Source organism: Pseudomonas rossensis, from assembly GCF_039888995.1.
Taxonomy (GTDB): Bacteria; Pseudomonadota; Gammaproteobacteria; order Pseudomonadales; family Pseudomonadaceae; genus Aquipseudomonas; species Aquipseudomonas rossensis.
The window spans coordinates 1-14,070 of sequence record NZ_JBBWCB010000015.1 but is presented as its reverse complement, the minus strand read 5'-3'; the positions used below and the strand labels follow the sequence as shown (position 1 = coordinate 14,070).

Annotated in this window: 5 protein-coding genes; all 5 read left to right on the top strand. The window is 56.5% G+C overall.

Annotation, left to right across the window (positions count from 1 at the left end):
• Positions 1–16: 16 nt before the first annotated feature.
• The 5 genes from WLY71_RS06640 (at position 17) to WLY71_RS06615 (ending at position 13,841) form a co-directional block, all read left to right on the top strand.
• Positions 17–11,008, top strand: coding sequence for a hemagglutinin repeat-containing protein (locus WLY71_RS06640; protein WP_425589914.1), 10,992 nt, complete (start codon positions 17–19; stop codon positions 11,006–11,008).
• A complete protein-coding gene (locus tag WLY71_RS06630; protein WP_347802937.1) occupies positions 11,005–11,361 on the top strand; it encodes a hypothetical protein in 357 nt (118 codons plus the stop codon). The genes WLY71_RS06640 and WLY71_RS06630 overlap by 4 nt, the downstream gene beginning before the upstream one ends.
• Positions 11,362–11,760: 399 nt before the next feature.
• Positions 11,761–12,318, top strand: a complete 558-nt coding sequence (locus tag WLY71_RS06625) for a hypothetical protein (RefSeq protein ID WP_347802936.1) — start codon at positions 11,761–11,763, stop codon at positions 12,316–12,318.
• A 321-nt stretch (positions 12,319–12,639) separates the two neighbouring features.
• Positions 12,640–13,143, top strand: coding sequence for a hypothetical protein (locus WLY71_RS06620; RefSeq protein ID WP_347802935.1), 504 nt, complete (start codon positions 12,640–12,642; stop codon positions 13,141–13,143).
• 137 nt (positions 13,144–13,280) lie between these two features.
• Positions 13,281–13,841, top strand: coding sequence for a hypothetical protein (locus WLY71_RS06615; RefSeq protein ID WP_347802934.1), 561 nt, complete (start codon positions 13,281–13,283; stop codon positions 13,839–13,841).
• Positions 13,842–14,070: the final 229 nt, after the last annotated feature.

The window sequence follows — 14,070 nt, the reverse complement described above, 5'->3', positions numbered from 1 at the left end:
CAGCGACGGTGGGCGATTGCTGGCTGGTGGCGATCTGGTGCTGAAAGTCGGCCACCTGATCAACCAGACCACCGGCCTGATCCAGGGCCGCAGCACCAGCCGCATTACCGGTACTCATCTGGACAACACCGACGGGGTGATCGACAGCCGCGAGACGCTGAACATCAAGCTCGACGAGGCACTCGACAACACTCGGGGACTGATCCGCAGCGACCGCTCCCTGACGCTCCAGGCCGGTCAGATCGACAACAGCGCCGCGAAGTTGAGCAGCGCCGATAACGTCTCTATCACCAGCAAGGGTGTGCTGTTGAACCAGGGCGGCACGGTCACCTCGGACAAAGCCCTGACACTGGCCACGGGCAGCCTCGATAACAGCCAGAAGGGGCTGTTGTCCGGCAAGGCCGCCACCCGCGTCACCACCACCCGCTTAGATAACCATCAGGGTGGACGGCTGATCAGTGGGGACACCCTGGAGCTCACCGCCACCGAGGTGCGCAACAGCGATGGCGCAACCATCAGCAGCGAGGGCAACCTTACCGCCAGCGTCACCGGCCTCAGTCAGCAAGGCGGGGAGCTGTTCAGCAAGGCCGGCCTGCGCCTGGACCTGAACCACGGGCAGTTGAACAATCAGGGCGGGTACGTCCATGCCACGGGCCCGTTGGTGCTCAACAACCTCAAGGACGTCAACAACCAGAAGGGCGAAATCTCCAGCGCCCAGGCCTTCACACTGGCTGCGCAAAGCCTCGATAACACCGGCGCCAAACTGATCAGCGAGCAACGCCTGAGTCTGCGTGTCGCACAGTTGTTGAATGATGCCAAAGGACTGATTTCTGCCAGCATCCTCGACAGTCACGGAGAACGACTGAGCAACACCGACGGGTTGATCAGCAGCCGCGGCGCCCTTGATCTGAACGTGGTCAACGGCTTTGATAACCAGCGCGGCACTGTCGCGGCTGATGGTGAATTACTGCTGGCGGCCGGCAGTCTCGATAACCGTGCAGGGCACATCACCGGTAAGCTGGATGTGCGCGCGACGGTCAACACACTGGACAATCAAAACGGTCAGATGATCGCCACCGGCGCCCTGGATCTCACCGGTTCGACCCTCGATAACCGTCAGGACGGACTGGTAGGCGCGACAAAAGCGCTGACACTCAAAATCGACGCCATCGATAACCGAGGTGGCGAACTCTCCAGTCAGACCGGCACCCTCACCGTTGACGGTTCGCACCTGAACAACAGCGACGCAGGTCTAATCGAGGCGAGCGATCTGCGCTTGAATGTTGGTGAGGTCCTGAACACCAACGGTGGCTTATTGAATAGCCTCTCGGGCCTGGCGCTCACTGGCCAGCATCTGGACAACCGCAACGGCCAGCTCAAGAGTCAACAGCACCTGAGCCTCGATCTGTCGGGTGACCTGCGCAATCAGCAGGGCAAGATCAACAGCCAGCGCGAGCTCAACCTCAAGGCGGATGCCATCGATAACAGCGGTGGCGCGCTCACCAGTGCCGAAGCCCTGGATCTCAGCGCCAAGGGTGCCCTCACCAACGTTGGCGGCAAGGTGGTGACTGATGCGGCTCTCGTGCTGCGTAGCGCCAGCCTCGACAACCGTGAGCACGGGGTGATCAGCGCCAAAGGCGTGGCGCAGGTTCATACCGGCGATTTCGATAACAGCCAGAACGGCAGCCTCGACAGCGGCGATACCCTGGACTTGCGCACGGCGCAGTTGACCAATCATCAAGGCCGAATCGCCAGCGAAAAGGCCCTGACTGCGAGTGTCAGCGGGCTTGATCAGCAAGACGGCAAGCTGTTCAGCAACCAGTCCCTGAGCCTGGACCTGAATCACGGGCAACTGAACAACCAGGGCGGTTTCATCCACGCGCCGGGTCAACTGCTGCTCACTCACCTCGACGGTGTCGATAACCGGAACGGAGAAATTTCCAGCGACGAAGCCTTTCAGGTGGTCGCCAATCGACTGAACAACGACGGCGGCAAACTGCTCAGCAACCAGGCGTTGACGCTGCACATCAGCGACACCCTGACGTCGATCAAAGGCCAGATCGCGGCCGCTGCCCTGAAGGTCAGCGCTGCCAGCCTGGACAACACCGCGGGCAACCTCACCAGCCGCGGCGATCTTGAGCTCGCGGTGCACGGGACCCTGGTCAACCAGAACCAAGGACTTATCCAGGCCATCGACGGGCTGAACATCCGCAGTGCGGACCTGAACAATCGTGGCGGCAGCCTGTTGGGCGGCACCGCCGTTACCCTGTCGGCGATGGCGTTGGACAACAGCGCCGTTGGCCTGATCAACAGCAAGGGCACGTTGAATCTCAACGCGACCTCGTTGGACTCGAGCGCCTCGGGTGAAGTCTCGGCCAACGGCGACATGACCCTGAACCTGAATGCACTCACCCAGGTTGGTGGACGTTTGCTGGGTGATAGCGCCCTGGCGTTGAACCTGGCCGGTGGCGATCTGGACAACCGCCAGGGCCGGTTGACGGCCCAAGGCCCGCTGACCATCAACCAGTTGCGCGATCTGAAAAACCAGAACGGCGAACTGTCCAGCCGGCAGGGGTTCACGTTGCTCGCACGCAACGTGGACAACAGCGGCGGCAAGCTACTCAGCGACGCCCGACTCGGCCTCACGGTTGCCCAGTTGATCAACCAGAACGGTCTGATTTCAGGCTTGCAAGGCCTGGGGGTCGAAGCGACCAGCCTGGATAACCGCAACCACGGTACGCTCTCGAGCAAGTACGGCGACCTGAACGTCGACCTCAAAGGCACCGCGCTCAACAGCAATGCCGGGGCGCTGGTCAGCAATGGCACCCTCAAGCTCACCGCCGCCAGCCTGGACAACAGCAACGGCGGGGTGGTCTCCAGCCTCGGCAGCCAGCAACTGAACATCGCCGGTGACCTGAACAACGCCGACGGCGGGCAGATCGACAGCGATGGCACCCTCAACGTGCACGCTGCCAACCTTAACAATCACGCCGGCAAAATCAGCGCACTGCAAGACCTGGATATCACCGCGGGCAGCCTGGACAATAGCGCTGGCACGCTCTCGGGCAAGGGCGCTATCAACCTCGATTTGCTGGGCAACCTAAGCAACGTTCAGGGGGTTCTTAACAGCAATGGGGCGCTGCTGCTCAAGCACGCGGCGCAGATCGACAACCGTGGCGGCAAGCTGATGAGCCAGCGCCTGCTGACTCTGACCGCGGACAGCCTGGACAACCGCGATCACGGCACCGTCGCCGCCAATGAGCAAACGACGCTGACGCTCGCGGGCGCGGTGCGCAACAGCAATGGCGGTCTGATCTACAGCCGTGACGCTGGCCTGATCCTCAAGGCCGCCAGCCTCGATAACGCAAAGGGCGCGATCCAAAGCCAGAAAGCCTTGAATCTGGAGATTCTCGGCGACGTCGATAATCAGAGCGGCAAGATCATCGTCCAGGACGAAGACCTGATGCTCAGCGCCACCAACCTGGACAACCGCGGTGGCGCGTTGTCGAGCATCAAGGGTGCGCTGGAGGCCAAGGTCTCCGGCGTGCTGCGCAACGGTTATGACCTGAACAACAACCGTCAGGGCGGGATGATCGAAGCCCAGCGCCTGACGCTGCGAGCCTTGGCCGGACTGGACAACAACGGCGGCCGCATCGCTGCGCGCACTGCCGATGCCTCCGTCCACACCGCTGACTTGAACAACCGCAACGGCGCACTTTTGTCCGGCGGCCAGATACGCATCAACGCTAACGGGCTGGATAACACGGCCGGTCAGATAGGCGGCCAACTGATTGATTTGAGCCTCAACGCCGCCCTCAACAACCAGCAAGGCATCATCGAAAGCGACAGCAATCTCGCGGTTCGCGCCAGCAGTCTCGATAACCGCAATGGCCAAGTGCGCGCCACCGGCGGCGCGGGCAAAACCGCGTTCCAGATCGGCGGCCTGTTCGACAACCGCAATGGTCGACTCGAGGTGGTCAACACCGACCTGAGCCTGGCCGTTGGTGGCTTTCAGAACGTCGGCGGTAGCGTGTTGCATTCCGGCACCGGTGAGTTCGACATGACCACCGCCAACATCCTCGGTGCCGGCGGCACCCTCGTCACCCGCGGCGGCATGACACTGAACGCGGACTCATGGTCCAACAGTAGCGTCATCCAGGCCGGGCGCTTGAAGGTCAACGTCAACAACTTCTACCAGAGCGCCAGCGGTCAGTTGCTGACCTCCGAGCGTCTTGAAGGTAGCGGCGGTAACTGGACCAACGATGGCCTGATTGCCAGTGACGGCAGCTTGAACCTGCAACTGACCGGGGTTTACGGAGGCAACGGGCGCCTTAGCAGCCAGGGCGATCTCACCCTGGGTGCGGCGCAATTGAACCTGCCAAGTGCAGCCAGCCTGGCGGGCGGCGGCGATACGCGCATCAACGTCGGCGGGCAACTGAACAACTTCGGCCGTCTGAGCTCACGCGGCGCGCTGATGATCGACGCGGGCAGTATCAGCAACCGCGGGACCCTCGCCCGCGGCCAGGGCATGACTCTAACAACCGGGGACTTGCTCAACGCCGGGATCAGCGCCACCGAACACAGCCTGATCTCCAGCGGCGGTGACATGCAGTTGTTGGCCAACACCTTCAACAACCGCTACGCCGAGGTCTACAGCATGGGCCGCTTGTTGATTGCGGCGAATGCCGGGCAAGCGCAATCGAGCCTGCTGGAGAACCGTTCGGGTTCGATTGAAAGCGTCGGCGACCTTACCATTCGGGCCATGACGGTCAAGAACGTGCGGGACATCCTGACCGTTTCTGGCCATGAGAAGTACTTTGCCGAAATTCATGAAATCCCTTGCGCGCCGTTTGGCAAATGCCACGTCAAGAGCAGCGGCGGGCGACGCAATGCGGTCTGGCAGGTCACTGAACGTGATCGACTGATCGTAAGTGAAAGCAGTGATGCATCGAGCATCATGAGCGGCGGTCGACTGAACATCGGTGCCCAACAGTTGAGTAACCAGAGCAGTTCCATTGCCGCCTCGGGTGACCTGGCGATCAATGCTGCGAGCATCGAAAACCTGGGGGTCGAGTCCAAGGACCTGGAAACGATCTCCATCAAGTACAACCACGTTTACGAGTTCAAGGGTGCGAAAAAGGCCGTCGCCAAATTCAACGCCAATAACAAAGGAAAAGTTTCCGCCACCTTTGAGGCGGACATGGCCGCCTTCAACAAACTGATGACAGGCGGCACGATCTCGGTCAAGAGCCATGACCTGCCGGGCAGCGGCCTGACCTACGACGCAATCATCCAGTCCGGTGCTGCCGTCCAGCTCACCGCCTCGCAAAACATCAACAACAGCGTGGTGCGCGGCTACTACGCGTACGTCGGTGGCGGCAAGAAAACCGGCGACACCAGCGTCGGCAGCCAGTATTCGACCCCTATCTACATTAACTCCCAGCTACCGCCAGATTTGGCGCAGCAACAGGTCAACCCGTTGACGTTGCCGGGCTTCAACTTGCCTGCCGGGCAAAACGGCATGTTCCGGCTCAGTGGCCAGGGTGCGAGCGCTACCGCGCCGACCCAGGCCAACGTTGCACCGCAAAGCTGGACCATGGGCAGCGCCAGCCTGAGCCTGGCGCAGCACACGCAACAACTGCCGGTCAGCCAGGGTCGCGTCATTCAATTAGGTGACGTGGCCGCGGTGGCCGCCAGCGAGCGTCAGCTGGACGCCATTGCCCGGCAGAGTGTCGGCGTCGATGTCAGCTTACCGAGCTTTGTCACGACGATCCCGGCGGACGGCGCCAGCGCCAACCTGCCATTGGCTAACCGTACCAGCCTTGGCTCACAGAACCAGACTATTGCCCGGGTTCAGGGGCTGCCATCGGCAATCCCCCCGTCCAATCCGCACAAGTATCTGATCGAAACCAACCCGGTGCTCACCGACCTCAAGCAATTCATGAGCTCGGATTACCTGCTGTCCAACCTCGGCTACGATCCGGACAAGAGCGCCAAACGACTGGGCGATGGCCTCTATGAACAACGCTTGGTCCAGCAAGCGGTGGTGGCCCGTACCGGCCAGCGATTCATCAATGGCCAGACCTCCGACGAAGGCTTGTTCAAATACCTGATGAACAACGCCATCGTCAGCAAGCAGCAGCTGGACCTGGCGGTGGGTGTCACCCTGACTTCGCAACAAGTGGCCGCGCTGACCCACGATATCGTCTGGCTCGAAGAGCATGAGGTCAACGGCGAAAAAGTACTGGTGCCCGTGCTTTACCTGGCCAATGCCAACCAACGCCTGGCCTCCAACGGCGCCCTGATCGCCGGCAAGGACGTGTCCCTGATTGCCGGCAAAGACCTGATCAATGCCGGCACCTTGCGCGCCAGCAACAATCTGTCGGCCTCGGCGGGCAACGACCTGGTCAACAGCGGTCTGATCGAGGCCGGCAATCGTCTTGACCTGCTGGCCGGCAACCACCTGGTGAACAAGACCGGCGGCATCATCGCCGGTCGCGACGTCAGCCTGACCACCCTGCGTGGCGACCTGATCAACGAACGCACCGTCACCTCGCACCAGAGCGCCAGCGGCGATCTGAAGGACCGTCACGACTTCCTCGACAGCGCCGCGCGCATCGAAGCCGCCAACGACCTGACCCTCAACGCCGGGCGCGACCTCAACAACACCGGTGGCGTACTGCAAGCCAAACGCGACACCACCATCAACGCAGGCCGCGATGCCAACCTCGTCGCAGTGGAAGAGCAAAACAGCGAAACCCGCAGCCGCTTCCTGCGCGAAACCATCACCCAACACGGCAGCGAAATCACCACCGGCCGCGACCTCAGCGTCAGGGCCGGTCGCGACCTGACCGCCATCGCCAGCCAGATTGAAGCCAAGCGCAACCTCAGCATGGACGCCGGACAAAACCTCACCCTGGCGTCTGCGGCGGATGAGAGTCACTCGTTCTCCAAGAGCAAGAAGATCAGCAGTCAGCGGGATCATGTAAGCCAGGTGTCCACCAACGTCACGGCGGGCGGCAATGTGGCGTTGAGTGCGGGTAAGGATCTGGATTTGATTGCCAGTCGGGTGAGTGCGGGGGATGAAGCCTATTTGTTTGCGGCTAACAATCTGACGCTCCAGAGTGCAGAAGACAGCGATTACAGCTTCTACAGCAAAACCAAGAAAAGCTCCTCGGGCAAGAAGAGTCGACTCGACGAGGTGGCCAGCACCACCAACATCGCAAGCGCAGTGACCTCAGGCGGCAACAGTACCCTGCTGGCCGGCAATGACATGCTGATAAAGGGCAGCGAGATCGCGGCCGATAAAGGCGGTGTGCAGCTGGTGGCCGGTAATGACATGCAGGTCGTTGCGGTCACTGATTCGAACAGTGCTCGCCACGAAAGCAGCTCCAGTAAAAGCAGTTGGGGTGGCTTGAAGTCGAGCAAGGTCAAGGATCAGGTTTCCGAGACGCAAACCACTGCTGTCGGTAGCGTGATCTCGGGTAACACCGTGAATGTGGTGGCCAATCGTGACGCCACGATCACCGGCTCATCTCTGGTCAGCACCCAGGATCTGACCGTACAGGCTGGTCGCGACCTGACCATCAATGCGGCGGAAAATACCTTCACTCGCGACGAATTCCATAAGGAAAAAAATCGTGATCTGAGCGGCGTACTGACGGCCAATAACCTTGGCGTCGATGACATCACTGGCAACCAGCACCTGTCGGTCAGCAGACAGAACCATACCGGCAAGTCCGCGCAAACCACGTTGACTGGCAGCACCATTGGCTCCAGCGAGGGGAACGTCAGTCTCACCAGTGGCCGTGAACTGAGCGTGATCGCCAGTGACCTCGTCAGCACCAAGAACATGAGCCTGATCGGTTCCAAGGTGACCATCGCTGCCGGTATGGAAAGCGCGAGCCAGAGCAGTACCGACAAGTCCAGCAGCCTGGCTGTAGGTCGAGTGGTTGGCGGCGTGATCGTCGATACGGTCAATACAATTCGCAGTTCAGTAAAAGCGGCCAATAACGCAGACGACCCGCGACTCAAAGCAGTGAAGCTGGCTCAGGCAGCTATGGCGTTCAACGATCTGGGAGGTATGGGCGGCGACGCCGAAGGCGCTGGCTCGGATTATGGAAAAAAACAGGGCTCTGCCAGCAACGGCTCCCTGATCAAAATTGGCACGGAACTGGCGAATACCCACAGCAAAAGCACAAGTGAGTACACCAGCCAAACCGCCAAGCAAAGTACGCTCAATGCTGGCAAAGGCTTACTGATCATTGCCGATGGCGGTGCGCCGGGAACGGCAGGTGATATTCATGTGATTGGCAGCAGTTTGAAAGCCGCCGACACCGTATTGCTGGCGAAAAACAACATCACTCTGGAAAGCGCGCAAAACACCGCCAACTGGGCCAATAACAACAGCAACAATAAAACGGCCATAGGTGCCAGCTTCAACCTCGGCGAGCAGAACGGATTTACCCTCGACCTAGGAGCGTCCATCGCCAAGAGCATGGGAACCGGTAGCTCCGTTACCCAAGTCAACACGACCCTGGATACCGGCTCTCTCTCCCTGCACAGTGGGCAGGACACGACCCTGGCTGGCGCGCAGGTACGGGCCGACAGCATCAAGGCGTTGATTGACGGCAACCTCACCATCACCTCGCGCCAGGACACCGAGACCCAGAAGAGCAAGCAGGGCAGTGCCGGTTTCGGTGGCAGCATCTGTATTCCGCCGTTCTGCTACGGCGCCCCCGTGGCCGTGTCTGGAAGCCTGGCCGCCGGCAACATGAACAGCGACTACAAGGCTGTAACAGACCAGAGCGGTTTGTTCGCCGGCAAGGGCGGTTACGACATCACCGTCGGTAAAAACACCACCTTGCAAGGTGCGGTGATTGCCAGTGAGGCGTCTGCCGACAAGAACCTGCTCAGCACTGATCGTCTGATCGTCAGTGACATCAAAAATACCAGCGACATCAGCGCCCAGTCGGCAGGCTTTTCGGCTTCCTACGGCAGCAATGCCGGCTCAAGTGTGGGCGGCAGCGTTCCGCTGTCACTGAACGATTCGGACCACAGCAGCACCCGCAGTGCTGTCAGCGAAGGCACCATCATCGTGCGCAACGCCGAGGGTGCGAATGATCTGGTTGGGCTGAATCGCGATACTGCGAACGCCAATCAGACGCTGGACAAGCCTGATGAAAAAGCGATTCAGGAGCGGATTGATCTAATCCAGAGCACAGTCGCGCTGTCCAAAAACATCATCGGCAAAGTAGCCAATGCCCAGCAGCAAGCGGCCAGCGACAAGATCAAATCAGCGACGACTGAGAAGGAACGACAGGCTGCTATTGATGATTACAACAGTTGGGGTGTGGGTGGCGACAAACGAATCATGGCTGACGTTGCGGCTGGCTTGATTGCTGTGGGTCTGGGAGAGGTTGGCGGTGCTACCGCAATCGGTATCGTCGCCAACACCACCTCTAGCGATACCTTCAAAAAAATTGGGGATTACGCCAACAAGCAATCACACGACGCCACCGACAGCGTAACTCGAGCGGCATGGGCCGAAGGCGGGGCTGCACGAGTAATGCTGCATGCATTGGCTGGCGCAGCGATGGGATTGTCGAGCGGTAGTGCCGTAAGTGGCGCGTTGGGGGCGGGGGCCTCCGCGGCCCTGATGCCAGCTATTGCTGATGCGCTACGCAATAGCGAATTGACGGAAGCCCAGCAGGATTCTTTGGGCACGTTGATCGCGTCCGGCCTGGGGGCGATGGCGGGATCAGCTGGTGGCACATCCGGTGCGATTACAGCAGTGAGCAGTGCGGCCGGCGTTGACATGTTTAACCGCCAGTTACACAAGCAGCAGGAAATTCCACTGCTGAAGAAAAAGGCTGAGGACCTTGAGAAGACGCAAGGACAACCGGAGTCGAGCGCTCGTTGGGAAGATCTGCTGCTGATCGCCAGCGGTGCCGAAGTGGATGCCGTGGACTTGGCGCGTTTGACAAGTCTTATGAAGCAAGCCATTGGTGATGATCCTGAATCTGCCGCCTTCGTTCGAGACATGGGAGTTGCATATGAAGCAGTCGCCCAGTTGTCGGCACAGAAAATCCCGCTGACATGGAGCGATGGTCGACAAATCGTGGCTGATGGCGCGCCGGTATACGCTTTCAGTTCCACAAAGGAACAATTCAACGACTCCACCTTGTTCAATGCTGCAAGGACCTACGGCCCCGGTGCTGTCTATGAGCAGTGGAGGCAATTTGGCCCAACCCAGACAAGTCAGTATTCAAATGAGTTATCGAATATCTCGACTTACGATTCCGGCGTGGCAGACGCCGCTGAGCGATTGTCTGCATTGGCGGGCAAAGGGGTATTGTCGGTCAGCGCTATTGATGATGCGATCCTTTCGCTGACGGGGCTTCGAAGCGGTAAGGTCGTTGTCGATGCGGTTTTGGAGGTACTGACAAAGAGGGAGGCGGCGAAGAAAGCGGCTGCGGATGCTGCAAAAGCAACAGGAACTGCTGGGGAAGTTGCTGGCGCGGGTGCTAGAAATCCGTTACTTGATGATGCGATACCGAGAGATGGTGGTCGTCTTGTCGTGAATCAAGGGCCTGTGCCTACTTGCGGTCATAATTCTTGTGGTATGGTTTTGAATACGTTGGGTAAGGAAGTTGATATAGAAACCCTTATCCAAAAGCTTCCACCTTCTGAAAGAGGGATTTTTGCTCAGGATGTCGCTAGCCTGATGAAGTCTGAAGGTGTTCCTGCAAGCACCTTTGGTAACAGAAATGTCGCCGACTTGGCTAGATACACCTCAAATGGAACACCAGTGGTTGTGCGAATTGTTGACAAAACAGGAAGCTCTGACTTCTCTCACTTTGTGGTTGTGGACGGAGTTACAACTAGAAATGGTATTTCTGTTGTTGCTATTCGTGATCCACATGGCACGCAGTATTTCAGTCCTGTCACTACCTTTGAGAGAAATTTTTCGGGTGATGTTGTTGTTCCTCGGAGTGCTTTGGAATGAAGTTAAATATTGATTTCCCTAAAAACTTGATTACAGATGACTTGCTCAGGCAGGAGCGAATTCCTTGCTTGTGCAAAATATCAAAAGAGTTTGAGATTTCCTTTTCAGACACTATCCCAGAATCGTCTGGGGTAGTGTCTGAATGGGATCGTAAAGAGTTGGAGTTAAGAGCTGTTGCGAGTACGGGAGGTCAATATTCCCACTATGCTTGTGGTCTGATTACTTTTAAGGAGGTTAGTGTGGGTGTTTACAAGATCATTGATCTTGAGATGTTTTATAGGAGTTTTGGTTGGCGCACTATCTTGAAAGATGGTGAGTATGCTCCACCAGGGAATTTTTGGGACGAAGAGTGATAGAGCTACTCCAATAAAAGGGGCGCCTATTAGTTGGTCTTCGGTCAAGACGAAGAAAAGGGCGCGAAGAAACGGGGCGGATTTATTTGTTTGGCTTGTATAGTGGCCAGAAAATAAATCGAGGGTGTCCATCTTTTCGTTTTCTACACCCGATATACGCTTAATCAGGACATCCAGACGTGAAAAAAATACACTACTAACACTGCCCCTGATTCTCACATTACCAGGCTGTCATTCCAACGTCAGAGACTCTTTCCCGAGCCTGCTGAAAAAAGTGAAACGGGGACACCGTTTTTTCTGAAGACGGGGCAGTGTTCTTTCGATTCAAACGTGGTCTGTTTCTGGTTTTCTGGTTTTCTGGTTTTCTGGTTTTAGAGTTTATTGAGGTCGGGTTTATCTATGCGCGCTTTGTTAAATTGGTCCGTTGTTTTGATTTTGATCACCGCTTCTATCGCTGGCTGTTCTTCTCATAAAAAGGAACTTCCCACAAAGACGGTTGAAGAACCTATTGTGCTAATCGCGAATGAACAGAATTCAAAGGTCATTTTCAAAGCGGTTAGCATCGAATCACCGGTGAGTTTCAAGATTGGGGCGCCCGGTAATCTAATCGCTGTAGGTGTTGTATATAACGATGCCCAAGAGCAGCAAATGCCTGCTTTTGCTAGGGGGTTGTACAAAGGGCTCATCAGGGGAATCTATGGCGCTAGGCCGAGCCGCGAAATTCTAGTGCCAGCAAGCCAACTGACTGAGGTCGAGGGTCAAGCAAATTGGCGCAACGACCGCGGAACGAGTTATCGAGTAGAAAAATGTGGCCCGCTGTCTCACACCTTCCTTGCACAACCCAATAAGACATATTTGGTTGAGTTCGATTTGCAGAATTTCACAGTGTGCAACCAAAAAATATTCGACATCACCAACGAAGGGCAGAAAGACCAAATTTCGTCGGCTACTCTTTAGTGCGGAGCGCTTTGAGTTGTCTCGAACTGACCCAGTGATTTTTGTGAGTGCACGTGGTCTGTTCCCGTTTTCTCCAATGGAGAGTTTATGCTTGAGGGTATCTCGAAGGTGAGTTGCCGTGTCAGGTTTTTAGAGACTTGATAGAGGCTGATCCTACAGTTGGTAATATACGTCTTAGTGAGATTTTTCATGAGGAGTTTATAGCGGCGGATAGTTTGGCTATGCAGCTTATCTGGCATTGGAGGGGGGCAGGGAAAACTGAGGGGGTTAGTGATGAGTCACTAAATGCTGAGTTGTTGGTGATGTTGAAAGGTGCAGGTTATGTGTAGTGATTTTTTGCAAGAAAATAAAAGAGGTAGAGTGAAAAAGGCAGGCTTATTTGTTTATGTAAGAGATGGCTCTATATCAGAATTACAAGATCTTAAAAGTGGATGCATTTGCCTCGACAACTGCATATCGATTAAGCAGAATTTATCAGTGCTTGCCCTCATTGGTCAAGGGCTGAAGTTTAATGACGAAATCGACATGGCCAATGGTTGGGTTCTGCGATCCAGTTGGCATCATTTTATTTTGGGTCATGAGGTTAATGTGACTTTTAATTCTTTCAAAGATTGCCTGAAAATGTTCGGTTTCGCATTGGCTAATGAAGGTGGCTATGACGTCGAAGACCTCAAGAAAAAACATGATGATTTATTGAAGAGTCTGCTTGGTGAACCTCAGGAAAAGAATGAAGTTATGGCGGCTTATGAATTTACATGGGGCTCTATAATTTCTTACAAAGATCCAAGGGGCGGGGTGTGTAGCATAAATGTCATCTGGGTATGAGGGTAAAGTGGACGCGTGGACGGGGACAAGACCAGGTTTTTAATGTTGTACTGAAGTTTGGCGAAATAATGCGTGATATGTGGCAATCTTGTTACTTGAGTGTTGTCCGAGTATTGGCTTAATAAGGATGTCGATAAGTGAAGCAAATCACACTATTAACACTGACTCTGATTCTCACATTGCCAGGCTGCCATTCCAACGTCAGGGACTCTTCCCCCAGCCTACTGAAAGACGGTGTCCAGCTGCACCAGAACAAGGTGACAGTCGATGCGCAGCACGCCAAGGTCATCATGAAAGCCTCAGGTAACACTTCTCCGGTAGAGTTCGCGATCAGGCGTGCAGCAGATCCTGACCAGCGTATGGAGGTGCTTGGGACCGTGGTGGATTCAGGTCAGGGGAAGGTGTTCGGCTGGATTGCCAAACTCAATGAAGTGGCCAACAGCGCCACGGTTAAACGCTTCCCGCAGTTGGAAGTACAGGCCGATGCCGACAAACCTTTCGAGGTGTCGGGATATTCGAATGGCAGGGGCGCTCAGGGTACCTATAGCTGCGGTCCGCTGAAAAGCACCTTTACGCCAGAACGAAGCAAGGTCTATCTGGTGGAGTTCCAGTTTGTGGGTGAGCGCTGTGAGCAGCATGTTTACGATGTCACCCAGCCTCAGCAGCGTATTCCCGTGACGAGCGTACCTGCTGTGTGAAAGGGATTTGTCTATTGTTCACAATATGAAACGGGCGACCCAAAAGGTCGCCCGTTTTCATTCACTCCGCAGCCTGCGCCCGCAACCGCCGACCGATCACATCCATCAAATGTAACCGCTCCATGAACCCCACATTCAAAGCCAGCAGTTGATCCCCGAAGCTGTACTCCGTTTTCTCTCTGGAGCCAGCACGTCATGATGCGACCCGACGCTAAAGTCGAAAAAGTGT

Bases quoted from the DNA above. Each gene is read 5' to 3' on its own strand.
- WLY71_RS06630 (WP_347802937.1), top strand. From the start codon at position 11,005: ATGAAGTTAAATATTGATTTCCCTAAAAACTTGATTACAGATGACTTG.
- WLY71_RS06625 (WP_347802936.1), top strand. From the start codon at position 11,761: ATGCGCGCTTTGTTAAATTGGTCCGTTGTTTTGATTTTGATCACCGCT.
- WLY71_RS06620 (WP_347802935.1), top strand. From the start codon at position 12,640: ATGTGTAGTGATTTTTTGCAAGAAAATAAAAGAGGTAGAGTGAAAAAG.